Source organism: Pseudomonas sp. LB3P25, from assembly GCF_054897985.1.
Genome location: NZ_CM142711.1, coordinates 656,961 through 680,387 on the forward strand (window position 1 = coordinate 656,961; position 23,427 = coordinate 680,387).

At 61.0% G+C, this 23,427-nt stretch carries 27 protein-coding genes; 6 read left to right on the forward strand and 21 right to left on the reverse strand.

Annotated features, from left to right (window positions below; translation table 11 throughout):
- Positions 1–43 precede the first annotated feature (43 nt).
- From ACYZTW_RS02940 to ACYZTW_RS02950, 3 genes are all read left to right on the forward strand, one after another.
- Positions 44–946 carry a LysR family transcriptional regulator gene (locus tag ACYZTW_RS02940; protein WP_462003664.1) on the forward strand — a complete coding sequence of 301 codons (903 nt, stop codon included), beginning with the start codon at positions 44–46 and terminating at the stop codon, positions 944–946.
- A 508-nt stretch (positions 947–1,454) separates the two neighbouring features.
- A complete protein-coding gene (locus ACYZTW_RS02945; protein ID WP_462003665.1) occupies positions 1,455–1,721 on the forward strand; it encodes a DUF6124 family protein in 267 nt (88 codons plus the stop codon).
- 248 nt (positions 1,722–1,969) lie between these two features.
- Complete coding sequence (locus tag ACYZTW_RS02950; RefSeq protein WP_462003666.1) at positions 1,970–2,413, forward strand: DUF2846 domain-containing protein; 444 nt, start codon at positions 1,970–1,972, stop codon at positions 2,411–2,413.
- A 181-nt stretch (positions 2,414–2,594) separates the two neighbouring features.
- Here ACYZTW_RS02950 and ACYZTW_RS02955 read toward each other — a convergent pair whose 3' ends face one another.
- The 20 genes from ACYZTW_RS02955 to ACYZTW_RS03050 all read right to left on the reverse strand — a co-directional run bounded on the left by ACYZTW_RS02955 (position 2,595) and on the right by ACYZTW_RS03050 (position 20,961).
- The gene (locus ACYZTW_RS02955; RefSeq protein ID WP_462003667.1) at positions 2,595–3,821 is read right to left on the reverse strand and encodes a beta-ketoacyl-ACP synthase; all 1,227 of its coding nucleotides are present in this window, start codon (positions 3,819–3,821) and stop codon (positions 2,595–2,597) included.
- Positions 3,821–4,549, reverse strand: a complete 729-nt coding sequence (locus tag ACYZTW_RS02960; protein WP_462003668.1) for a 3-ketoacyl-ACP reductase FabG2 — start codon at positions 4,547–4,549, stop codon at positions 3,821–3,823. Before ACYZTW_RS02960 ends, ACYZTW_RS02955 begins: the two co-directional genes overlap by 1 nt.
- Positions 4,546–5,007, reverse strand: coding sequence for a hotdog family protein (locus ACYZTW_RS02965; protein WP_008149597.1), 462 nt, complete (start codon positions 5,005–5,007; stop codon positions 4,546–4,548). The genes ACYZTW_RS02960 and ACYZTW_RS02965 overlap by 4 nt, the downstream gene beginning before the upstream one ends.
- Positions 5,004–6,200 (reverse strand): beta-ketoacyl-[acyl-carrier-protein] synthase family protein, encoded by a 1,197-nt coding sequence (locus ACYZTW_RS02970; RefSeq protein WP_462003669.1) that lies wholly within the window; start codon positions 6,198–6,200, stop codon positions 5,004–5,006. The genes ACYZTW_RS02965 and ACYZTW_RS02970 overlap by 4 nt, the downstream gene beginning before the upstream one ends.
- On the reverse strand, positions 6,197–6,802 hold the full coding sequence (locus ACYZTW_RS02975) for a hypothetical protein (RefSeq protein ID WP_462003670.1): 606 nt from the start codon (positions 6,800–6,802) through the stop codon (positions 6,197–6,199). Before ACYZTW_RS02975 ends, ACYZTW_RS02970 begins: the two co-directional genes overlap by 4 nt.
- Entirely contained in the window at positions 6,802–7,527 is a 726-nt protein-coding gene (locus ACYZTW_RS02980) for a class I SAM-dependent methyltransferase (protein ID WP_462003671.1), read from the reverse strand. Before ACYZTW_RS02980 ends, ACYZTW_RS02975 begins: the two co-directional genes overlap by 1 nt.
- Positions 7,524–8,771 carry an NAD(P)/FAD-dependent oxidoreductase gene (locus ACYZTW_RS02985; RefSeq protein ID WP_462003672.1) on the reverse strand — a complete coding sequence of 416 codons (1,248 nt, stop codon included), beginning with the start codon at positions 8,769–8,771 and terminating at the stop codon, positions 7,524–7,526. Before ACYZTW_RS02985 ends, ACYZTW_RS02980 begins: the two co-directional genes overlap by 4 nt.
- Complete coding sequence (locus tag ACYZTW_RS02990) at positions 8,758–9,918, reverse strand: cation:proton antiporter (RefSeq protein WP_462003673.1); 1,161 nt, start codon at positions 9,916–9,918, stop codon at positions 8,758–8,760. The genes ACYZTW_RS02985 and ACYZTW_RS02990 overlap by 14 nt, the downstream gene beginning before the upstream one ends.
- Positions 9,915–12,254: an MMPL family transporter gene (locus tag ACYZTW_RS02995; protein WP_462003674.1), complete on the reverse strand. Its 2,340-nt coding sequence runs from the start codon at positions 12,252–12,254 to the stop codon at positions 9,915–9,917. Before ACYZTW_RS02995 ends, ACYZTW_RS02990 begins: the two co-directional genes overlap by 4 nt.
- On the reverse strand, positions 12,238–12,810 hold the full coding sequence (locus ACYZTW_RS03000; protein WP_462005694.1) for an outer membrane lipoprotein carrier protein LolA: 573 nt from the start codon (positions 12,808–12,810) through the stop codon (positions 12,238–12,240). The genes ACYZTW_RS02995 and ACYZTW_RS03000 overlap by 17 nt, the downstream gene beginning before the upstream one ends.
- A gap of 161 nt (positions 12,811–12,971) precedes the next feature.
- On the reverse strand, positions 12,972–13,397 hold the full coding sequence (locus ACYZTW_RS03005) for an acyl-CoA thioesterase (protein ID WP_462003675.1): 426 nt from the start codon (positions 13,395–13,397) through the stop codon (positions 12,972–12,974).
- The gene (locus ACYZTW_RS03010; RefSeq protein WP_462003676.1) at positions 13,390–14,934 is read right to left on the reverse strand and encodes an HAL/PAL/TAL family ammonia-lyase; all 1,545 of its coding nucleotides are present in this window, start codon (positions 14,932–14,934) and stop codon (positions 13,390–13,392) included. The genes ACYZTW_RS03005 and ACYZTW_RS03010 overlap by 8 nt, the downstream gene beginning before the upstream one ends.
- Entirely contained in the window at positions 14,915–15,862 is a 948-nt protein-coding gene (locus ACYZTW_RS03015; RefSeq protein ID WP_462003677.1) for an LpxL/LpxP family acyltransferase, read from the reverse strand. The genes ACYZTW_RS03010 and ACYZTW_RS03015 overlap by 20 nt, the downstream gene beginning before the upstream one ends.
- Positions 15,859–16,593: a glycosyltransferase family 2 protein gene (locus ACYZTW_RS03020; RefSeq protein ID WP_462003678.1), complete on the reverse strand. Its 735-nt coding sequence runs from the start codon at positions 16,591–16,593 to the stop codon at positions 15,859–15,861. Before ACYZTW_RS03020 ends, ACYZTW_RS03015 begins: the two co-directional genes overlap by 4 nt.
- Positions 16,594–16,724: 131 nt before the next feature.
- Positions 16,725–18,407: an AMP-binding protein gene (locus tag ACYZTW_RS03025; RefSeq protein WP_462003679.1), complete on the reverse strand. Its 1,683-nt coding sequence runs from the start codon at positions 18,405–18,407 to the stop codon at positions 16,725–16,727.
- The gene (locus ACYZTW_RS03030) at positions 18,404–18,949 is read right to left on the reverse strand and encodes a COG4648 family protein (RefSeq protein ID WP_462003680.1); all 546 of its coding nucleotides are present in this window, start codon (positions 18,947–18,949) and stop codon (positions 18,404–18,406) included. The genes ACYZTW_RS03025 and ACYZTW_RS03030 overlap by 4 nt, the downstream gene beginning before the upstream one ends.
- Positions 18,946–19,200, reverse strand: a complete 255-nt coding sequence (locus ACYZTW_RS03035; RefSeq protein WP_007992314.1) for an acyl carrier protein — start codon at positions 19,198–19,200, stop codon at positions 18,946–18,948. Before ACYZTW_RS03035 ends, ACYZTW_RS03030 begins: the two co-directional genes overlap by 4 nt.
- A 9-nt stretch (positions 19,201–19,209) precedes the next feature.
- A complete protein-coding gene (locus ACYZTW_RS03040; protein ID WP_008149626.1) occupies positions 19,210–19,470 on the reverse strand; it encodes a phosphopantetheine-binding protein in 261 nt (86 codons plus the stop codon).
- On the reverse strand, positions 19,451–20,260 hold the full coding sequence (locus tag ACYZTW_RS03045) for a lysophospholipid acyltransferase family protein (protein WP_462003681.1): 810 nt from the start codon (positions 20,258–20,260) through the stop codon (positions 19,451–19,453). The genes ACYZTW_RS03040 and ACYZTW_RS03045 overlap by 20 nt, the downstream gene beginning before the upstream one ends.
- Entirely contained in the window at positions 20,236–20,961 is a 726-nt protein-coding gene (locus ACYZTW_RS03050; protein ID WP_403138960.1) for a beta-ketoacyl synthase chain length factor, read from the reverse strand. The genes ACYZTW_RS03045 and ACYZTW_RS03050 overlap by 25 nt, the downstream gene beginning before the upstream one ends.
- Before the next feature lie 355 nt (positions 20,962–21,316).
- Between ACYZTW_RS03050 and ACYZTW_RS03055 the strand changes: the two genes are divergently transcribed.
- A complete protein-coding gene (locus ACYZTW_RS03055) occupies positions 21,317–22,087 on the forward strand; it encodes a ParA family protein (protein ID WP_462003682.1) in 771 nt (256 codons plus the stop codon).
- Positions 22,088–22,097: 10 nt separating this feature from the next.
- On the opposite strand, the gene trxC is transcribed toward ACYZTW_RS03055, so the two are convergent.
- Complete coding sequence (trxC, locus tag ACYZTW_RS03060; protein WP_056741233.1) at positions 22,098–22,532, reverse strand: thioredoxin TrxC; 435 nt, start codon at positions 22,530–22,532, stop codon at positions 22,098–22,100.
- A gap of 195 nt (positions 22,533–22,727) precedes the next feature.
- On the opposite strand from trxC, the gene ACYZTW_RS03065 reads away from it, so the two are divergent.
- Positions 22,728–23,024, forward strand: a complete 297-nt coding sequence (locus ACYZTW_RS03065; RefSeq protein WP_462003683.1) for a type II toxin-antitoxin system HigB family toxin — start codon at positions 22,728–22,730, stop codon at positions 23,022–23,024.
- Positions 23,021–23,422 carry a helix-turn-helix domain-containing protein gene (locus tag ACYZTW_RS03070; protein ID WP_149631060.1) on the forward strand — a complete coding sequence of 134 codons (402 nt, stop codon included), beginning with the start codon at positions 23,021–23,023 and terminating at the stop codon, positions 23,420–23,422. The genes ACYZTW_RS03065 and ACYZTW_RS03070 overlap by 4 nt, the downstream gene beginning before the upstream one ends.
- Positions 23,423–23,427 lie beyond the last annotated feature (5 nt).

Below are 23,427 nucleotides of genomic sequence, written 5' to 3' on the forward strand. Positions count from 1 at the left end.
TGTTCGACCTGTTTGATAGGTTTAACGACCTAATGGAGTTTTCATGGAATTGCGTCACCTGCGCTACTTCATTGCTGTCGCCGAAGAGTTGCACTTTGGCCGCGCCGCTCAGGTGCTGGGCATCTCGCAACCACCTTTGAGCCAGCAGATTCAGGCGCTGGAGCAGGAGGTGGGCGCGCGGTTGTTCGAGCGGACCAATCGTCGGGTCGAGCTCAGTGAAGCCGGCCGGCTGTTTCTGGAAGAGGCGCGGCTGGTGCTGGCGCAGGTCGATAAAGCGGCAGACGTGGCACGGCGGGCGCAGTTGGGTGAGTTGGGCGAACTGAAGATTGGTTTCACCTCGTCGGCGCCGTTCAACTCAACGATCCCTCAGGCGATTTTTTCATTTCGTCAGCGATTCCCGGCGGTGCACCTGAACCTGCGGGAGATGAGCAGCACCCAGGTCGCCGATGCGTTGGTGGATGAGTCGATTGAAGTCGGGATCATGCGACCGCTTGGGCTGCCGGACTCGCTCAGCGTGGTGGAGCTGATGCGTGAGCCACTGGTGGCGGTGCTCAGCTCCAAGCATCCGTTAGTGAGCGATAGCGAGGAAGGCTTGTTTCTGTCAGCTCTGGCGCTCGAGCCCTTCGTATTTTTCCCGCGCAGCTATGGCAGTGGTCTGTACGCACAATTGCTCAGCCTGGCCCGGGATGCCGGTTTCAGTCCGCACTTTGCGCAAGAGGCCGGGGAGGCGATGACGATTATCGGGTTGGTGGCAGCGGGGCTGGGAGTGTCGGTGCTGCCGGCGTCTTATCAGCGGATGCGCATCGATGGTGTGGTCTATCGGCCTCTGCTCGATCCTGAGGCCGTGTCGGCGGTGTGGCTGGTGCAGCGTAAGGATCAGAAGTCGCCGATGGCGAAGGCGTTTGTTGAGTTGTTGACGCGTAAGGTTGAGCCGCTGAGGGCGTGACTGCTTCGCAGTCATTCGCGAGCAGGCTCGCTCCCACAGTGGATAGGTGGTGGAACAAAAATCGGTTCACACCGCAAATCCCTGTGGGAGCGAGCCTGCTCGCGAAAGCGTCCGCAAGCTCACCAAAAAAGGAGCAGTTACTAATGCCATAGCGGACGCTTCGCTGAAGGGCGTAGGACATTTCCGAACTACCTTGAACAGGCTACAGCGCCTTGCGGCATTGCCTACAACTACTCCAGAATCCGCCGACTTGTGCGCTTTTGGGGTCATCGGTAACTTGATTCGCGTCACTGATTTCCAGTGATCGGGTTTAGTAGCCCGTGGATTAACGAGGCGCATTTGCGCTCCTGACAGTCAGGTATTTCATACCTGCACTTGATGGCAGCAGTGCGCAGGGCGCCTTCGGGCGCGCCGGTTTCTCGTGTCCCCGGTCTACTAACCTGCGCACAGCTGCCACCCTTTTGTGTAGTAGCGACTCGGTGACGGCTCCACTTTTTTGGACCGAATTATGACCAATACAACAGCAAACCCACCGGGCACCGATCTGGACGCTCCACGCCAACCAAGCTCAATCTTCCTCATCGCTCCCGATATCGACAACCAGACCTTGCTGGAGTACGCCTGTGAATCGCTGGCATCAGCGAATGTCATGGCGAGTGATTTCGCGAGGTTTCTGCAAGGATCGCAGTGCAACACACTGCTGGGGATTCAACAGTCGATCATGCTGGGAGAACTCGCAGTAAACCGCGTACTGGATAACCTCGATCCAGGCTGAGCGATGTAACTGATCGTTCCCACGCTCCCGCGTGGGAATGCCTCAACGGACGCTCCGCGTTCGGCTCTGGATGGGACGCAGAGAGTCCCGGGCTGCATTCCCACGCAGAGCGTGGGAACGATCAAAATCTGCGGGGCGGTTACGTTGATTGAATGGCTGACGCGCAAGCTGACGCCATAGAGATTCAATGTTTTGTTGGGCACGGCCGATAACCGTTGTTGGACTCATCAAAACAATGGAGATACAGGATGTTCAAGCAATTAACCTTCACCGCTTTGCTGGCATTGACCGCTCTGACCGGTGGTTGTGCTTCGGTAAAAATGGCTGATGAAAGCCAGGACGCTCAGGCCAAGACCTTCGAGGTCACCCCGGACAAAGCCAATATCTACGTTTATCGCAACGAGAGTATGGGGGCAGGCGTGAAAATGCCGGTGGCACTCAATGGCAAGCCGGTAGGGCAGACCGTCGCCAAGTCTTACCTGATGCTATCCGTCCCGGCCGGTCAACAGACCCTGGTGTCTTCGGCGGAAAACGATTCGGAATTGAAACTCACCGCAGAAGCCGGCAAGAACTACTTTGTCTGGCAGGAAGTGAAAGTGGGCTTCATCAAGGCGCGCAACAACCTGCAAGTCGTCGACGACAAGACAGGCCGCGCTGGCGTCGCTGAAAGCAAATTGATTCAAGCTCAGTAAGCGTCTGGACGGCCCCTGCCAACCAGGAACGCTACACAGAGGATCGTTCCCACGCTCCCGCGTGGGAATGCCTCAACGGACGCTCCGCGTTCGGCTCTAGATGGGACGCAGAGCGTCCCGGGCTGCATTCCCACGCAGAGTGGGGGACCGATCAAAAACGCAGCATCACCGTACTTCCCTGTTACGACCAGCGACGGAAGATCAGCGAAGTGTTGACGCCACCAAAGGCAAAGTTGTTGTTCATCACGTACTGGTTGCTCATCTGCCGGAACTCGCCACGCAGGTAATCAAGTTTGCCGCAGTGCGGGTCGACGTCGTCGAGGTTGAGGGTGTGGACGTACAGGTCGCGGTTCATCATTTCGATGCTGAACCAGGACTCCAGCGCACCGCAGGCTCCGAGGGTGTGACCGAGGAAACTCTTCTGCGAGCTGATCGGCATGTGCTCGCCGAACAACGCGCTCGTTGCCAGTGTTTCGGCAATGTCGCCCTGTTCAGTCGCGGTGCCGTGACCATTCACGTAGCCGATGTCCGAAGGCTTAAGCCCCGCATCCTCCAGGGCCAGCTCCATGGCCCGGCGCATGGTGACCTGCTCTGGGCGGGTGGCGTGCTGGCCGTCGGCGTTGCTGCCGAAACCGACGAGTTCGGCGTGGATGTGTGCACCGCGAGCCAATGCGTGTTCGAGTTCTTCGAGCACCAGCATGCCGCCGCCTTCACCGATCACCAAGCCATCGCGGGCGCTGTCGTAGGGGCGTGGGGAAGTGTGCGGCGCATCGTTTTTCAGGCTGGTGGCGTAGAGCGCATCGAAGACCATGGCTTCGGTCGGGCACAGTTCTTCAGCGCCGCCGGCGAGCATCAGCGGCAGGCGACCGAACTTGATCGACTCGTAGGCATAACCGATGCCCTGACTGCCGCTGGTGCAGGCGCTGGAGGTCGGGATCAATCGGCCGGTGAGGCCGAAGAAGATGCTGATATTCGCCGCCGTGGTGTGCGGCATCATGCGCACATAGGAGTTGGCGTTCAGGCCCTCGGCCACCGAGTTGAGCAGCATGTTGCCGAACGCCTTGATCTCGTCGGTGCTGCCGGTGGATGAGCCACAGGAAACGCCCATGCGCCCGTCCTTGATCGATTCGTCACCCAGCAGACCGGCATCGGCCAATGCCTGTTCCGCCGCGCCGACCGCCAGGCGCGAGACCCGGCCCATGCTGCGCAATTGCTTGCGGGTCCAGTGGCTCGGCACTTTGAAGTCATCGATCGGCCCGGCCAGGCGCGTGTTGAGTTCGGTGAAACGATCCCACTCGTCCATGCGGCGTATGCCACTGCGGTTGGCGGCGAAATTAGCGGCGATGGTGTCCCAATCGCTGCCCAGTGAGGTGATGCCGGCCATGCCGGTGACGACGACGCGCTTCATCAGCACAGGCCTCCGTTAACGGCCAGAACCTGCCGGGTGATGTACGACGCTTCCGCCGACATCAGGAAATTCACCGCGCTGGCCACCTCTTGCGGGGTGCCCATGCGTTGTGCGGGGATCATTTTCATCAGTTCTTCCACCGGCACGTTCTCATCGAGCATCGCGGTGTCGATCAAGCCGGGTGCGACACAGTTAACGGTAATTTTGCGCTTGCCCAACTCGATCGCCAACGCCTTCGCCGCGCCGATCAAACCGGCCTTGGAGGCGCTGTAGTTGACCTGGCCACGGTTGCCGATCAACCCGGAAACCGAGGTGATGCAAACAATTCGTCCGGCCGCGCGACGACGAATCATCGGCATCATCACCGGGTGCAGCACGTTGTAGAAACCGTCGAGGTTGGTGCGCATCACCACATCCCAATCATCCTCGCTCAGGGCTGGAAAAGCTCCGTCGCGCGTCAGGCCAGCGTTCAGCACCACGCCGTAATAGGCGCCGTGGGTTTCCACGTCGGCTTCGAGAATGGCTTTGCAGCTGGCGCGATCGGATACATCGAATTGCAGGATGCGCACGTTGCGCCCCAAAGCTTCGATTTCGGCCTTCACGGCTTCAGCGTCCGCCAGGCCGCTGCGGCAATGCAGCACGATGTCATGCCCGGCCTGAGCCAGACGCAAAGCGATAGCGCGGCCGATGCCACGGCTGGAACCGGTGATCAGTACGGATTCAGTCATGGCTGGGTTCCTTGGGTTTCATGAAGGTATTGAGCGGCCTGAGGCGGACGGAACACGTTCAGGCGAGCGGTGGCGTGAATGCCGGGGGCGGTGATGTGGCATTCGAACACGCCCATGCCGTTGTCGTCTTCCAGGGAGCGGATGCCGTGGATGGTCAGCTCGGTGCCGGCGGGAAAGTGCTCGACGTTGCATTCGAATTTACGAGTGCCGAGCAGAAACCCCAACTCCACTGCATCGCCTCGCTGGCGCGCATGACAACCGGCGTAGGCGGCGACGCTCTGAGCCATCAGTTCGATGCCGACCCAGGCCGGCAGGCTGCCGTCCGGGCGGTTGAACAGGCCATCGGGTTTGACAGTGAGGCGGGTGTAAATCTGCTCGTCATCGAACGACAGGATCTGCTCGATGAAGATCATGTCGCCAGCGTGCGGCAGCAGTTCGGCGATCGGCCAGTCAATCATGGGGCGTCTCCGATAATCAGGCTGACGTTGTTACCACCGAAGGCAAAGGAATTGCTCATCAGATAGCGAGGTGCAATGGACGTCAGGCGATCGGTCGGGGTCACCCACTTCAGGGCTGGCAACTCGGGATCCGGTTGGCCGTCCCAGACGTGGGGCGCCAGGGCGTGGTCGCGGTTGCCTGCACTCAGGCTCAACCAGCAGAACGCCGCTTCCAGAGCGCCGGCTGCACCGAGGGTGTGGCCGGTCATGGGTTTGGTCGACGAACACGGCACACCCGCCGGGAACAACGTCGCCACCGCCAGGCTTTCCATGGCGTCGTTGTGTTGGGTGGCGGTGCCGTGCAGGTTCAGGTAATCGATCTGTTGCGGCTGCAGTTGTGCTCGGCTCAAGGCTTTGCGCATCGCTTGCAGGGCGCCACGGCCGCTGGGTTCCGGTGCGGAAATGTGATGTGCATCGGAGCTGGCGCCACTGCCGAGCAGGGCAATCGGCTGGCTGTCGCCGACATTTTTGCTCATCAAAAACAGCACCGCCGCTTCGCCAATATTGATGCCGTTACGGTTCACCGAAAACGGGTTGCAGCGTCGCCCGGACACCGCTTCCAGCGCCGAGAACCCATTGAGGGTCAGCTTGCACAGGCTGTCGACGCCGCCGCACAGCACCGCATCGCAAATGCCCAGGTCCAACAGTCGCTGAGCACTCATCAGCGCTCGGGCACTGGACGTGCAGGCCGTGGAAATCACATAGGCCGGGCCACTCAGTTGCAGCCAGTCGGCGAGGAAGTTCGCCGGGGCGCCGAGTTCCTGTTGCTGGTAGTCGTAATCGGCCGGGAACTGATGCTCGCGGATGTAATGGGCCAGGCCGCTGCTGGCTTCGTGGATGCCCGAGGTGCTGGTGCCCAGAACGATACCGATGCGGTCGCGGCCGTAGGTCTGGATCGCCTGATCGATGTCTTCGCGAATTTGCAGCGCGGCTTCCAGCAGCAATTGATTATTACGGCTGCTTTGCTGCGCGAGCTCAGCCGGGATCGGCGCCAGTTCACCTTGGACCGCGGCCACGGGCAACGACCGTTCCGCCACCCAGCCGGCCTCACTGCGCATGCCCGAATAGTCACCGGCAAACAGGTTGCGAGCGACTTCGTGCTTGTCACGGCCCAGGGCGCAGATCACCCCGAGGGCATTCAGGTAGGCGGTCATGGCGCGTCCCCGCTGAGCGGCGTGACTTTATATTTCGGGCCTTTGGGCAGGTTCAATTCAAAGCTCATGGGTTGTGAGTAACGGACTTCCCAGTGCGCTGGCAAGGACCGTTGCGAGCCATGCTGCCACGCGGCGGGATAGTTGCCCGACAGTTCATCTTTGGGGGTCAGCGCAAACAGCAGCGCGGCGAACAGCTCTCGCGCTTCCGGATTGGGCGGCAGCAGACCGTCAGCCTGCCACTCTCCATCGACCAGTTTCTGGCGTGCCTGGGGAATGCCCAGCAAGTCCATCATCGACCAGCGAATGCCAGAGTCTTCACGCTGGATCACCAGCACCCAGTCCTGTCGTTGGTCGGCCACCAGGCGCTGGATGTGCAATTGCAGCGGCAGCGACAGGTTCGGGGTTTGCTCGGGCAGCGGCGCCCGGCTGGCACAGGCGCTCAGCAACAGGACGCAACCCAAAAGCAGAAAACGCAGCAGCGCCGCACACCCTGTGGGAGCGAGCCTGCTCGCGAATGCGTCAGCAGATCCAACACTATTGTTGACTGACACACCGCTTTCGCGAGCAGGCTCGCTCCCACAGGTTTGAATTGCGCTAGACATCACACAGCACCTTCAAGCGGTTTGCGCGCGACCACATTGACCAGGGTTTCTTCCCGTTGGCCAAAGGGCTTTGGCCGACGCAGACCCAAGCGTTCAAACAGGCCGAAATCCTTGGCACGGCTCCACCACAAGTATGGATAAGACACGTTTTTCGGGCCGAGTTCGAAACCCTGCTGGCGAATCATGTCCAGATACCCGGAGGCGCTCTTCTGCACGTGCATCGGATGACGGAACAACCAGCGGATCACCCAGGTATCAATGTAAGCCTCGGTGGATTCGGCGAACAGCAGATAGCCCCCGGGCTTGAGCACGCGGTAGAACTCGGCCAGTGCCTGTTCCTGCTGCACCAGATGATGGAAGGTCTGGTGACAGAACAGCAGGTCGACGCTGGCGTCGGGGACGTTGATGCTCGCGCAGTCGCTGCCGGTCAACTCCACCGCCATGCCCTGACGGACGGCTTCTTCGCCGGCCAGGTTCAGGCTGTGAGGGTCGGCGTCCAGACCGATCAGGCGCTGGGGCGCAAAGGTCTGGCGCAAGTACTGAAACGACTTGCCCTGACCGCAACCGACATCCAGCAGCACCGGGTTGCTCGGCAATGGTTCACTGAACAGGCCGCGAAGGTCATTGATCGCTACTCGCAACACATGGTGCTGCCAGGTGTGGCTGCGCAGAAACCAGAAACCGAAGCGGGTTTCTTCGACGTAGGTGTCGCTCAAGTAGCTCATGTGGCATCCCTTGCACAGAGCTCCGAGAGCATCCGCAGGCGGCGCTTGGGTTCGGCGACGAACGGATTACGCTCGTCCCAGGCATAACCGGCCAGAATCGAGCTGATCATGCGGCGGATGTCCGGCGAGCTGTCCGGGTGGTAAATCACGTCCTGGAAGGTCCCGGCGTACCAGCCTTCAACGTAGCAACGGAACGTATCGACGCCGCGCTTGAGCGGGAGGGCGAACTCAGTCTGCCAATCGACATGTTCGCCTTGCAGTTGGCGATGCAGAACCCCGGCGGCCATGCTCGCCGAGCGCATGGCGATGGTCACGCCGGAGGAGAACACCGGGTCGAGGAATTCTGCGGCGTTGCCGAGCAGGGCAAAGCCTGGCCCGTGGAGGGTTTTGACGTTGGCCGAGTAGCCGCCAATGGTTCGAGCGGGCGTATCCCACACGGCGTTGTTCAGCACACCGGCCAGGCTTGGGGTTTGCGCGATAAACCCACGCAGGCACTCGTCCAGATTTTCCATGCGACCGTCGAAGTGTTCGGCTGCCGCGACCACGCCCACCGAGCAACGGCCGTTGCTGAACGGGATGGTCCAGAACCAGATGTCGCGGTGGATCGGATGGGTGGTGATGAGGATTTTTTCCCGCTCGAAGGCCGGGTTGTCGATGTGGTCTTCGACGTGGGTGAACACGGCCTGGCGTACCGGGAAATCCGACGGCGCTTCAAGGTCGAGCAAGCGCGGCAACACGCGGCCATAGCCGCTGGCATCCAGCACGAAATCGGTTTCGACGCGGTACTGACTGCCGTCCTCGCGAAGCACATCGAGCTGCGGTTTTGGCAGGGTGAAATCGACGCTGACAATGGCTTCGCCGTAGCGAATGTCCACGCCTTGCAGCTCGGCCTGATCGGCCAGCAGCTTGTCGAAATCGGCACGCAGGACCTGGAAGGTGGTCGGCTTGCCGTTGCTGAAGGTGTCACCGAAATCAAAGGCGCTGTACTGCTCGCCCCAGGCGAACGCAGCGCCGTTTTTCAACTGGAATCCGGCGGCGTTCACCGCCTCGAGCATGCCGGCTTCTTCGACGAAATCCAGGCAGTGGGACAGCAGGCTTTCACCGATGGAAAACCTTGGGAAATGCTGGCGTTCGATCATCAATACGTCATGACCCTTGCGCTTGAGCAGCGCGGCGGCGATGGCGCCCGATGGACCTGCACCGATCACCACGACCTGGCGATGTTCCATTTCAACTGTTGGCACGGGGGCTCCTTGCCGGGACGGCGATGTTCAGAGGGGGGCGGTGCATGCCGGCGAGTGCCGGCAGCAGTGTCGCGATCAGGCCCATCACCATCAGCGCGAAGTACAGCGCCGGGCTGATGAGTTGTTGTTGCAGCAGCAGGTTGAGAAAGACGATCTCGCTCAAGCCGCGAATATTCAGCAAGACACTTTCCCGCCAGCGACTGGCGCCTTCAAACGAGGCGCCGGCCCAGCCGAGGCCCAGCCAGTTGCCCAGCAGTTTACTGACAATCGGGAACAGCAGCAGTGCCGCCAGTTGCACCCAGCCGAGGCTGGCCATGGCCGCGTGGACGTTGATTTGCACGATGCCGAACGTGAGGATCAGCGGGATCGCGATATACGTCTGCAAGTGACTCATCCAGATCACCGGCAACGGCAGCACCAATGGCACTTTGAGCGCGGCCATCCATAACAGGTAACCGATGCCGAAAATCAGCGCGTTGAGCTTGAAGTGTTCCGCCACGACCAGCAGTGCGAAGAAGCACCCGCTGTGCAGCAACGGCTGGCGCAATCCGAGCAAGCGCAGCAGCAACGGCAGGCAAGCGCCGGCCAGCGGCAGCAAGAGGCTGCTCAGGTGCAGGCTGCCCTGAGCGAAGCCGAACAGTGTCCAGCACGTCAGGTCGATGAGGATCGCGGTTTGCACCAGTCGCCGGGTCGCTGCGGGCGGATATTTGATGTGTCGCAGGTACAAATACAACACCGGGATCGCGGTGATGGCGAACACCAGACCGACCGCCAGCGAACTGATCCACGGTTGCGGCGGCAACAGCCACACCGCTGTTGCGAGCCCGCCGGCAAACGGAATGGAGAAACTCGGCAGGGCGATTTTCAGGCTCTGACGGTCGAGTCGCAGGTCAATCACGTCACTGAGAATGTGCCCCAGCAACAAGGCAAAGCTCAGGCTGTAGACGTTTTTCAGCCAGGCCGGCGCGACCAGCGCGGCGCCGCTCAATTGCCACTGGGGTTCGATCCAGAAGTACATCAGCAGCGGCAGGCCGAAGGTGGCCAGCAGCAACTGGCTGACAATCGGGATCACCCCGAAGTGACGGCCGACACGGGTGGCCACGGCGAACAGCGCCAGGGCCATGACCCAGAATAAGGCGATCATCATGTGGCTGACTCCGCGACCGGGGCGGCGTGAATCTGGCGTCCGGCCCACGGCGCAAGAATGAAGCTGAACGCCAGGCCCAGGCTCACCGACAGGCCAAAGTTGCTGACTGCCGGCGTGCTGGACACTGCCAGCAAACCGAACGACAGCCAGGTGGTCAGCGCCGCCAGCAAGGTGCCCAGCAGGCTCACGGCGGCGCCGCCGACCTGTTCGCGCATGAGGATCGCGTAATCGACGCTGATGGCCGTCACCAGCAGCAGGCCGAACAGGCTGAACAGCGTCAGCGGTTGCCCCAGCCAGCCGAGACTGGCCAGGCTGCACAGCGCGGCCAGCAGCGGCAGGGAGACGATCCGCAGCGCGCCGCCGAAGCCGAACGGCAGGATCAGCACCAGCACGATCAGCACACAGGAAGCGAGTTTCAACTCTGCGGCACTGATCTGGGTGTCGGCGAACACCTTGTTCAACTCACCAAGGCGATCCACCAGTTCCACGCCCGGCAAATCCAGCGCCTGAACTCGCAGCAGAGAGGGGTTGTTCAGGCCTTGCAGACTGACCATCGCCGCTACTCCGTCACCGGTCGGTCCCAGCCACAGTGCGCGATAGGGCTCGGCCAACGGACCGACCAATGCCGCGTCGATGTCTTCGGTGGGCAGTGCCTGCAACTTCGTGAGCTCCGCGTGCAGCGACTCGGCCGGCACGCCGACATCGAGCAGCGGTTGCCAGAACTTTGGCAACTTGTTCAGCGCTTCACGCACTTGCCGCTGTTCGGTCGGTTGGCTGACCAGTTGATTGAGCGACAGATAACCCTGGAGTTTTTCCAGGTTGACCAACTGATCCAGCCGCTCGCTCAGCGCGGTTTGGCGTTCCAGCAATTGCTGCTGATTGGCCGCGCGCACCAGGAAGAACTGGCTGGTGGGTTGATAACCAGTGATGCGCGCAATGGTTTGTGCTTCGTCAGTCAGTTGCTGCGGTGCACCGACCCACTGGCGAATGTCGTTTTTGGTGTCGAGCTGCAACAGGCCGCCCACACAAAAGGCAATCAGCAGCGCCAGCAGCACCGGCGTACTCGCGAGTTTGAGCAACGCTTCACGGCGCCCCAGCAAAAGCTCGGACACCCGCAGCGGCCACTGCGCTGGACGCAGATCTGTGCCCTTGAGCAGTGCCGGCAGCAGGCACACCGCGGACAAATAAGCGCCGAGCAGACCGGCGGCAGAGAACACGGCAATCTGGGTCAGAGCCGGGAATGGTGTCCAGGCCAGGGCCAGGTAACCGATGCAACTGGTGATCAGGCTCAGCGTCAGGCCCGGCAACGTCAGGCGCAGGGCCGGCCAACTGTGCCAGGGTTTCAGGCTCCAGCTCTTGGACAGGTAATGCAGCGGGTAATCGACCGCTACGCCGATCAGGCTGGAACCAAGCACCAGCGTCATCACGTGCATATGGCCGAACAGCGCGACACAGGCCACCGCGCCGAAGAGCATGCCGACCAGCACCGGAACGAAGGCCAGCAACACTCGCCAGCGCCGGAAGGCCAGCAGCAACAGCATCAGAATGCCCGCCGTGGCGCCGCCACCGACCCAGGTCATTTCCCGGGTGGCTTGCTTTTGCCCACTGGCCGCATAGAGCAAGCCGCTGGCGGCAAGCAACTGAACGTTTGCCTGAGCGGCTTCTTCACGGCTGTGCTGGAGCAGGTCGGCCACTTGCAGCGGCAGGTTCATGTCGAAGGCGTTGCCCGTGGTGCGCGAGCGCAGCAGCACCCAACTCTTGCCGTCGGCATCGGCGACCAGCGCACCGCTGCCGATGTCCAGTTGCACCGAACCGTGCTGCGGCTGACTGTTCTGGATGCGCCCGGTCAGGCCCAGCCAGTCATCCTGGCTCGGCACCAGACTGAAACCGGTGAAAGGGTCGAACAGCGCTTGTACTCGCTGCTGGATAAAGGCGTCGGGATGCTCGATCAGTTGCTGCCGGTCAGCCGCCGAGAGCATCGCCAGTCGGCCATTGAGCAATTGCGTGCGCAGCGCCGGCAGGTCGGCTTGCAGGTTCCACTGGACCTTTTCGAACAAGCCGCTCGCCTGCCATTGCTCACCCAGTTTCTGCGCCATGGCGACCGCTTGCTGGCGATCGGTGTGGCCGACCAGCACCAGCATTTCGCGGTTCAGCGGTTCTTGCATGCGTTGTTCGGCGCGCAGCTCCAGCGCGTCTGGCGCTGTGCCCGGCACCAGTTCCATCAGGTTGGCCGACAGCGGGGCGCCGTCACGCCATTGCCAACCGGCGAGCGCGAGCACCGCCAGCAGCAGGATCAGAAATAGCCGTGGAAGCCTCCGTTCACTCGGCAAAGTCATGTTGCTCCGCATCGCTCAACGGTTGGGCGCTGGTGCTGTCCTGCATGCGTAAAAGCGTGCTGTCGCCTTGGGTTTCGAGCAGCTCGATGCTGTGCACCAGTTCGCCGCCGGCAATGTTGATTTGAGTGAACACCTGCTTGAGCAGCATGGAACGCGGGGTCAGCGTCAGCTTCCAGTTCTGTGTATCGCCGCTCAGTGAAAGCTCGAAATCCCGTTGCAGCCCGCTGCTGTCGCCTTGCAGTACCGCAAGGAACAAACGGTTCTGCTCGGCGCCGGCACTCTTGCTCGGCAGCATTTGCCAACCGCTGGCGTCACGCCGGGCGATGCCTTTGGCGCTGATGCGGTAATCCTGTTGCAGCGGGGTTTTCAGCAGCCAGAGCAAACCGTGGTTTTTAGCGAGAACGAAAGTGCCCTTGCTGGTCAGCGGCTGGGGCAGGGCGCGCAGGTGTTTTTCCTGGATGAAGTTGCCGTGGATCACATCAGGCTTGGCCAATTGATCACTCAATTGCTGCAAATCAAAAGCCTGCGCCAGCGAAGAAAAGCCAACCATCAACATTAGCCCCACCACAACCCTGTAGCAGCTGCCGAGCCCGCGAGGCTGCGTAGCAGTCGTCCTGCGATTCTTCTGATGTACCACATGTGCAGGTTTTGCGACGGCTTCGCCGCCGAACGCAGCCTCGCCGGCTCGCCAGCTGCTACAGACGGTCTTCAGCAGGGTCATGCGAGCATCCTTTCAACAGCGTCGGTGAAGACCTTGGGTGAGGCCAACTGCATTTCGCGGCTGCTCATGTCGACGGCAACCTGCACGGAACTGGCGCGGGTCAAACGTTCGCCGGTTTCCAGATCGCTGATCAGGTAGCTGATCTTCAGACGGTTCTCCCATTCCACCAGATTGGCGCGCACGTTCAGCTTTTGGCCGAACACGGCGCCGCGCACATAACGCAATTGCAGGTCGATCACCGGCCACGCGTAACCTGACTCGACCATCGCCGTGTAGTTGTGGCCGATCTTGTCCAGCAGCGCGCAGCGGGCGACTTCCAGGTATTTGATGTAATGGCCGTGCCAGACGACGTTCATGGTGTCGACATCAAAGAACGGCACGAGGACTTCCGTATCGGTGTGAAGCACTCCCTTGCTACGCATGCAGCCTCCAGTGTTGCTCGGCGATGCGGTGCAGGCACAGGCGCAATTCACCTTCCAGCGCGCGGTCTTCGATGACCGGCGGGAAGTCTTTGGCCAGCTCTTCATGCATGGCGGCCAGTGCTGGCGGCAATGGACGCGCATCCTCGGCCTTGCTGCGCAGCCAGACGCCCTGGTTGGCGGCCAGCAGGGTGGCAGCGGCGACCTGTTCGGTCAGCTCCAGCACGCGAATCGCATCGCGGGCGGCGATGGTGCCCATGCTCACTTTGTCCTGGTTGTGGCACTCGGTGGAGCGCGAGAAGACGCTGGCCGGCATGGTGTTTTTCAGCGCTTCGGCGGTCCAGGCGCTGGTGCCGATCTGCACGGCTTTGAAGCCATGGTTGAGCATTGCGCGATCCGCGGTGGCACCGGACAGGTTGCTCGGCAAACCGTGGTTGTAACGCTCGTCCACCAGCAAGGCGAGTTGACGATCAAGCAGATCGGCGACGTTGGCCACCAGGTTTTTCAGGCTGTCCATGGCGAACGCAATGTGGCCGCCGTAGAAGTGCCCGCCGTGCAGCACGCGCTCGGCTTCGGCGTCGATAATCGGGTTGTCGTTGGCGCTGTTGAGCTCGATCTCGATGAACGAGCGCAGCCAGTTCAGGCTGTCGGCCAATACGCCGAGGACGTGGGGTGCACAACGCAGGGAATAACGGTCTTGCAGGCGATGCAGCGACGCAGTCGGCGCGTCGATCGCCAGATCCTTGCGCAGCCACGCCGCAACTTGCATCTGCCCCGGATGCGGTTTGGTGGCGAACAGGCGCTCGTCGAAGTGCTCCGGGTTGCCTTGCAGGGCGACTACGTTCAGCGCAGTGATGCGCGTCGCCAGTTGCAGCAGGTAATCGGCGCGGGCATAGGCCAGGCAGGCGAGGCCAGTCATGACTGCGGTGCCGTTCATCAGCGCCAGCGCTTCTTTCGGGCGCAGTACCAGCGGCTCCCAACCCAGTTCGCGGTGCACGTCGGCCGCTTGGCGGCGTTCGCCACGGAACATCACTTCACGCTCGCCGGACAAAGTCGCGGCGACATAGGACAGCGGCGTCAGATCACCGCTGGCGCCCACCGAACCTTCTTCCGGGATCAGCGGCAAAATGTTGTGTTCGAGGAAGGCTTGCAGGCGTTCCAGCAGTTCCACACGCACCCCGGACACGCCGTGGCACAGCGACTGCAAACGCGCCGCCAGTACCGCACGAGTGGCCTGCGCGTCGAGCAGTTTGCCCAGGCCGCAGCCGTGGAAGGTGTACAAATGACGTGGCAGTGCCTCGACGTGATGCAGCGGCACCGCGACCACGCAAGAATCGCCGTAACCGGTGGTCACGCCGTAGATCACGCCTTCCTTGTCCAGCAGGGAGTCCAGGAATCGCGCACCCTTGGCGATACGCTCGCGGTACGCAGGGTCGCCTTGCAACTGCGTCGGCACCTGACGGTTGGCCAGGGCCAGCACGTCTTCGATGCGCAAAGGGAGTTCGCCGAAGGTTACCGGCTCAAGCGTTGGCGTCGTCATCGGTCTTCCAGAAAGGGTAAAAGTTGAACCATTGTTGGGGCGCTTCAAGGCAATAGTGACCCAAGCGTTCGGCATAGCGGGAGGCCCACTGATGAATGACCTGCTCGCGGTCGCTGCGCTTCCACACCACGGCCTCGGCGAACGGTTCGAGGGTCAATCGATAGTCGCCCGTCGGTTTCTTCAGGCACAGCATCAGGTTGATCGGGCATTTCAGCAGGCCGGCCAGCAACCACGGCCCCTGAGGGAACGCGGCCTGATGGCCGAGGAAGTCCACCGTCACGCTGCGCCCGCCATGCAGCGGCACGCGGTCGCCGGCAATCGCCAGCCACTCGCCGCGCTCCAGGCGTTCATGGAGTTGCAGCATGATCAGCGGATCCAGCTCGCTGACCTGAATCAGCCGCAGATTGGTCGCGCCGGCTTCGCCCAGCAAGCGGTTGAATTGCTCGGCGTGCTTGGTGTGCACCAGCACGTTCATCGTGACTTTTTCACCGATTTCGGCCAGCGCACGGCAGACCTCGAGATTGCCCAAATGCGCGCCTACCAGCATCTGCCCGCGGGTGCCGCGCAGTTGATTGCGCAGCAAGGCCGGGTCGATGATTTCAATCTGCTCGATGCTCAACTTGCCGTTCCATACGTCGAGCTTGTCGAGCATGGAGTCGGCGAAGGCCATGAACTGGCCGAAGACTCGCCAATGGGTCGGGCGCAATTCGTTGCGACCACTCCAGTCGGCGAGCCGCTGCTGGTATTGCCAGGCGCTGTGACGGGCGCTGCGCCCGAACAGGAAAAAGTACAGAACGATGCCGTACAGCAGCGGGCTCAGCAGCCGACGGCCCAGCACTTTGGCGCAGAGTGCGGTGAATTTCATCAGCCAGAAGCTGCCGCGCTCTTCGCGATCAGCCCAGTGCTTTTTATCCGCGTCAGTGCTCATGCTCGCCACCGTCGCCAGAGAATCACCGGCGCCCGCAGCAACATGCCGAAGAACAGCCGGGTGTGCATGCTCGAAATCAGCACGTTGTCGTGGAACAGTCGGAAATGCGAGACGCCATCCAGCGGGTAATGGACTTTGGTTTGCAACCATTGCATGGGGAGATTGCGCCAGGCCAGTCGTACGAGAATGTCCGAGTCGAAATCCATGCGCTTGCCGATTTTCGCCGAATCGATCAGCGCCAGGGTCGGTGGTAACGGATAGACGCGGAAGCCGCACATGGAATCGCGAATCTGCAAGGACAGGGTGTTGATCCAGACCATGACGTGAGTCAGGTAACGGGCGTACAAGCGACCTTTCGGCACGCTGGCGTCGTATTGCGGATAGCCGCAGATCACCGCCTCGGGATGGGCGCGTGATAGTTCGATGAAGGTCCGGACGTCTTGCAGATCATGCTGACCGTCGGCGTCCACCTGCAAGGCATGGCTGAAGCCCAGGCGCGAGGCTTCGCGAAAACCGGTCATGACCGCGCCACCCTTGCCCTGGTTGGCGCCGAGTCGGATCAGGAACACCTTGTCGCGCTGGGCCAGTTGATCAAGCACCTTTGCACAGGCCGGGCTGCTGGCATCGTCCACGAGAATGCACGGCAGGCCGCTGGCGAGCACCGCATCAACCACCGTGGTGATGGCGGTTTCGTGGTTGTAGACCGGGATGATTGCGCAAGGGTTATGCATGTTGGGTTTCGCCTGAAACACCGAGGCGCCTGCATCGCGAGCAGGCTCGCTCCCACAGGGGATTCGTGTTGGACGCAGATCCAGTGTGGGAGCGAGCCTGCTCGCGAATGAGTGCGCCGCACTCACCAAGGTTACGCATCGCCTGCCGCCTCCAGCAAGATTCGCCCACTGGAGCAGGTCGCGGTCTCGTTGCGATAGGTGAAATACAACTTGCTGCGCGACGGATCGAAGCGCAGGTGCAGCTGGACTTCATCGCCCGGGCGCACCAGTTGCTGGAATTTCAGCACTTCCATGCCCGCGAATTTTGCCGGCAGGTCCATCAATTGCTGACCCAGCATTAACGCCCACTCCACTTGCACCACGCCGGGCAATACCGGCGCCTGAGGGAAGTGGCCGCTGAAGTAGGCGAGGTCGGGTGGTACCGTCAGTTGCAGGCTCCACTCGCCATCGACTTCGATCTGCTCCAGCACTTCCGGTGCCTTTGGACGCGGCGCCAGCAACAGGGCCTCGACGTTGGCCTGGGGCAGTTTTCCCTGCGCGTTCAGCGGCAGTTGCCGCAGCAGGCGCCAGCGTCGTGGCAGGGCCAGGGCTTCGCAATGCTGGCTCAGATGCTGACGCAATTCTTGCGTGAGGGTGCGTCGACCCTGATTGCGCAAGGCGTGCAGGCCTGACTCGGTCAGCACCAGCAGCGCACCCAACGAAGCGCGGTTTTCCTGAACCACGCCAAGACGCGCTTCGGCGACCCAGTCGTGGGCCATTAGTGCCTGTTCCAGCATCGGTAGCGAGATACGTTTTTCTTCCAGTTTGACGATCCGGTCCAGCCGTCCGAGCAGTTCGAATCGGCCGTCGGCAGCGATTCGCACGGCATCCGCGGTGTGTTCGATATGCCCGGGAGGCAAGTACGGCGAAGCAATGAGCAGGGCGCCGTCGCTGTCCTGACTCAACTCGATAGCAGCAAAGGGCTGCCAGAGCGCATGGCCCTGACGCCAGGCGATGCCGCCGGTTTCCGAGCTGCCGAGGATTTCTGTCGGCCATTGCTGCAGGCGTTGTTGAAGGCTTTGTGCTGCCTCGACCGGCAGGGCGCCGCCGGAGGAAAACACTCGGCGAACCGCACTTAAAGCGGGCCAGTCGAGGTTGTCGCCCATGCGCTTGAGCAGCGCCGGGCTGGCGACCCAGGCGAACGCCGGGTGTTCGCGGCTGGCGCGCTGCAGGTCTTCAGGGAATGCCAGCTGCTTGCGCACAAACGAGCGCCCGGCGCACAGCGGCCACAGCACCCGGAACAACAATCCGTAAATATGTTGAGTGGCGACGCTGCCGATGATGCAAGCCGCGCCAAGATCGGCGCCCCAGAGCCGCTCCAGCGCTTGGACTTCATTGGCCAGTTGGCGCAGGGTTTTGTCGATGCGCTTGGGCGCGCCACTGGAGCCGGACGTGCACAGGCTCAACGAACAGCGATCCAGATCCAGCGCGGCGGCCATCAACGGCGGATGCCGGTAATCGCTCAGGTGCGCGTCATCGGCCTGATCGGTCAGCCACAGATCGACTTCGGTCGACCAGCGCTGGCGAGTCTGGGCTTGCAGGTCTGCGGGCAGCAGCACGCTGACCCCGGCACGCCAGGCACCCAGCAGGGCAATCGCCAGGTCGGCAGCGTCCTCAAGGTGCACGGCAATGCGCCGCACACCCTGGGCTTGCAGGCCCGCGGCGAGGCTCAACGCCTGTTCGCAAAGCTGTGCGTGATTCAGTGCCGGTTCGGCCGTCACGGCACGTTCCGGTTGAGCCTTGAGCAACAGGTGCTCAAGTTTTATCCAATTCATGGGTGGCCTCGTACCCGTTGTCGTATAAGCCATTCAATGGCAAACAGCAGGCCCATCAATCCGTAGGAAATCAGGCCGGTGTACAACATCCACCAACTTAGCGGCGCCCAGAGGGTCAGGGCGGCGGCGAGCAAACCGTTACAGAAGAAAAACACGCACCAGACGATCGTCACCTGGCGGGTATAAGCAATCGCCTTGGCCGGCAGTTGCGGTTCGCGCAAACGCGCCAGGCGTTCGATGATCGGCGGGCCAACGATCAAGCTCAGGCCAAACAGCCCGAGCATGAACGCGCTGATAAGCACCGGGTACCAGCGCAACAGCAGCGGGCTGTCGAACAACGCCAGCAGCAGGCAAAAAGCAATCGCGGTGATCGCCATCCACAGACTGCCAGGCTTGCGCGCACCGAGCAGTGCCCGGGCCAGCCACAGGCTGCCCAGCAGCAGACCGAACTGCCACGGGGCAAAGTGCTCCATGCCGAAATACACCGCAAAGGGGTACAGCAGGCCCGCCAGCAGCAGGCCGAGGCCGATCAGTCGGCTCATGCGGCCGGCTGAACCAGACGGTAGACCGCCTCGACCACGTCGCTGACGGTTCGCACCGATTTGAACTCTTCGGCAGCGATTTTCTTGCCGGTCTGGCGTTTGATGTGATCGATCAGGTCGACCGCGTCAATGCTGTCAATTTCCAGGTCCTGATACAGGTTGGATTCGAGGCTCACGCGCTCGGGGTCCAGCTCGAAGAGTTCGACCAGAGCATCGCGCAGGGTGTTGAAGATGTCGTCACGAGTTTGCATGGTCCGGTCTCAAGCTGCCTGTTTTGCAGTGACGAACGCCGCAAGGCTCGCCACGTTGCTGAAGTGATTGCGGGTGTCTTTGGCGTCGGCGTCGATTTTGATGCCGTACTTTTTCTGGATTGCCAGGCCGAGTTCCAGAGCGTCTACCGAATCCAGGCCCAAGCCTTCGCCGAACAGCGTCTGGTCGTCGCCGATGTCTTGTGCGCTGATGTCTTCAAGGCCCAGGGCATCGATGATCAGTTCTTTGATTTCACGGTGTAGATCGCTCATCTTCGGCGAGCTCCTTAATATAGTAATGATGCAAATAGTCATTGAGCTTGCGCGAGGCCTGAGGAGCAGGGCCCAGCGAGGCGAAGGCTTGTGGGTCTATATCGGCCCCGACACGGAAACTGAAGTGCACGCGGCGTTTGGGGATCCGATACCAGGGCTCGGCCTTGGTCAACGTAGTCGGGCTGACCTTGATGATCACCGGGGTGAGGATTTTCGCACCGCGCAGAGCGATTGCCGCAGCACCCCGATGGAAGGCTGGCGCCTGACCGGGTTGAGTGCGGGTGCCTTCGGGAAAGATGATCAGGGTCTGGCCGCTTTTCAGCGCGTCGGCAGCGGCATCGAGCATGTCCATGCTGCCGTCGTTGCTGATGTATTCGATGCAGCGCAGCGGGCCGCGGGTAAAGGGGTTCTCCCAGAGGCTTTGCTTGACCACGCAGTTGGCGTGGCGCACCAGGCCGATCAGGAACACCACATCGATCAGCGACGGGTGATTGGCAATGATCATTTGCCCCGGTCGCCCGAGTTTTTCGGCGCCCTGGATGTCGTAAGTCAGCACGCCGGTGCGAGCCATGAACCGCACAAAAAACCAGAACAGACGAGCGACAGTGTGCCGCGCTCGCCGCCGGTGTGTCCGGGCATCGCCGGGCAGGCAATTCAGCAGCGGGAAAACCACAAGCCGCAGGCACAGCCCGCCCAACCCGAACAGGGTGAAGCTTGCGGCAGTAGCCAGCAGGCGCCAGTAATAGGCGTCGCGGTTTTTTTCGGTTACAGGTTGCGTTGCCAGGTCCATACACGATTTTTCCAGGCATGTTGGCAGGTTGTCTGCTGGCCGAGCAGGGTACTCAATAGGTTCAGGGCATGGGGCCAGTGGGCTTTGGACAACTCATCCGCGGCGCTGTTCAGGGACAACTGCCAGTCGTTTCCGGGAGTGATCAGCAGGCCGACCGCGTAAGGGAATGGCACGTCGTCGATCCAGGTCGAGTAGGCTTCGGGCGGTTGCTCTTCGGTGACGATCAGCAGTACTGCGGGAGCGCCCTCGGAAAGCAAAGCCGCGGCCTCTAGCATGCCGTGTTCAAGGCCGTCACCGGCTGCAGCGAGGGCCGTCATTTCGCTGGTTTCGCCGCGCATGATCGACCACAGGCCGATGATCGCGTTGTGCACGGACAGGCTGAATTGAGTCGGCGACAGCGGCTGATCGGCAGCCAGATCGCTGAGAATATCGAAAGTGCGCGGGGTTTCGCCGTGGCGAGAAATAAAGACCAACGGTAGGTCCTGGCGGCCATCGGCCAAGGGCCAGCCGACACTGAACGCCATTCGCGCCAGACGACTGAGTCGCCGGCGCTGCATGGCCGGCAGAAACGAGACGTCGGGGGCGGCATCGCTGCTCGCAAGCACGACCGGTTGTCGGCTCCAGGCTTGCCAATCGTCCACGCTTTCGAGCCCAGGGGCCCACGCGCGCCATTGGGCGATGTTGAAATTGATCACAGACATTCATCCCGCCCCTGCGGGCTTCCTTGACGCGGTGAGTCGCAAAAAACGCGAACTACCTTACGTAGCGCTTAGCGCCGAGTGGCGCGCATTATCCCGTTGCGGCGGGCGTGTAGCAAATGATGGTTACATTTTGCTCAATGAAATGTACCGGTTGGTTCGTGCAATGGCTATCACTTGGCCATTATCCACGTCGTGGTGGGCATGTCTGTCAGCTCTGTCAGTGGTCAACGGCAGAGTTAGCGGCTTTTTTATTGAGAGATTGCCGATGACTGTGTAGTCCCTATGCCGGGGAGGTAGCTAAGCAGCGCCGTGGACTACTACACTCGGTCATTCTTTGATACACGGAGGTTTTGACATGCGGCGCGTGGTGTTCAATCAGAAAGGTGGCGTAGGCAAATCCAGCATTGCCTGCAATCTGGCGGCGGTCAGTGCCAGCGAGGGCTATCGCACACTCTTGGTGGATCTCGATGCCCAGGCCAACTCCACTCAGTACCTGACGGGGCTCACCGGTGCTGACATTCCGATGGGAATCGCCGATTTTTTCAAACAGACCCTGTCTTCCGGACCGTTCTCCAAAAAAAGCCAGGTCGATATCTACGAAACCCCGTTCGACAACCTCCACGTCATCACTGCCACTGCCGAGCTGGCTGACTTGCAGCCCAAGCTTGAGGCCAAACACAAGATCAACAAGCTGCGCAAATTACTTGAGGAGCTGGACGGCGATTACGACCGGATCTACCTCGATACCCCGCCAGCGCTGAATTTCTACGCGGTATCTGCATTGATTGCCGCTGATCGTGTGCTGATTCCCTTCGATTGCGACAGCTTCTCGCGTCAGGCGTTGTACGGCTTGTTGGCAGAAATCGAAGAATTGAAGGACGACCACAACGAAGGACTGGAAGTCGAAGGTATCGTCGTCAACCAGTTCCAGGCTCGCGCCAGTCTGCCTCAACAAATCCTCGACGAACTGATCGCCGAAGGCCTGCCGGTATTACCGGTGTACCTGGGCAGCTCGGTGCGCATGCGTGAATCCCACCAGGCCAACACGCCGCTGATCCACCTCGACCCGCGTCATAAGCTGACGCAGCAATTCGTCGATCTGCACAACCTGCTGGAAAACGCCTGACCGCTCAGGGTCAGATGCCCTGACTGCGCAACCAGCTCATCAACTGCGGTAACGGGAAGGCGCCGCTCTGGCGTGCCACTTCCCGGCCGTTCTTGAACAGAATCAGACTCGGGATCGAACGGATCCCCAGCTGCGCTGACAACTGCTGGTTTGCCTCGCTGTCCAGCTTGGCCAGTCGACACTTGCCCGCCAATTGCACCGCCGCCTGCTCGAACACCGGCGCAAACGACTTGCACGGCCCGCACCACTCCGCCCAAACGTCCACCAGCAGCGGCAGATCGCCTTTGATCTGGCTGGCGTAATCGCTTTGCTTCAGTTCGAAGGGTTTATTCAACAGGACTTCGGCTTTGCAGCGGCCGCATTTTGGATGGTCGTTGAGGCGCTCGGCGGGGATGCGGTTGAGGCCGTTGCAGTGGGGGCAGGGAATGAGGAGTGGGTCGGTCATGCGGATGATCCTGTAAAGAAGCCGATCATCTCTATGTGGAGACGTCTGCTCACATTTTCAATTGTGCAGCGTCCGGCGATAAAACTAGGCTGAGTCGTACTGAGCGAGACCGTTGGTCTGCTCAGGATTATCGCAACTTGCGATATTTTTGGTCTGTGATTAACTCCCCATAGCAGAGTGCGATAAGGATGTTGCATGCATGTCATCACCGAAAAACGAATACGTGAAGCCAAGGAAAAGTGGCCGCGGGCAGCCAATGCGCTGGAGCAGTGGTATCGACTCGCCAAAGGGAGTAACCCGGGAGACTTCGCGGCGATGAAGTCAATTTTTCCCGCGACTGACAAAGTCGGCGAGTTTCATGTGTTTGACATCGGTGGCAACAAGTTGCGGCTGATCGCTTTTGTCAGGTATCGATCGCAAAAGCTTTATATCAAGCATGTGCTGGATCACCGCGAATATGACCGCGGAAAATGGAAGGAGGAAAGAGCATGAGTGTTCTTATCAAAAGAGCTGCCGAGCATTGGGAGTTTGTCTCGCCTGTGCTGCGCAAACCAAAAAATGAAGATGACTATGACATGTTGGCGCAGGCGCTAGACGAGTTGCTCGAGATGACGGGCGATGATGAGTCCCATCCGCTGATGAGTCTGGTGGATATCATCGGTGACTGGATCGAGGAATGGGATCACAAGCATCACCCAATGCCGAAGCCCAGCGGTGTCGACGTTCTTGGCTACATGATGCGCGAACACGGATTGAGCCAAAGCGAGTTGCCCGGCGTCGGCACCCAATCGGTGGTCTCCGAGATCTTGAGCGGCAAGCGTCAGCTCAACCTGCGGCAGATACGCTGGTTGGCCGAGCGCTTTGGAGTGTCGGTGGAGACCTTTATCTGATCGGG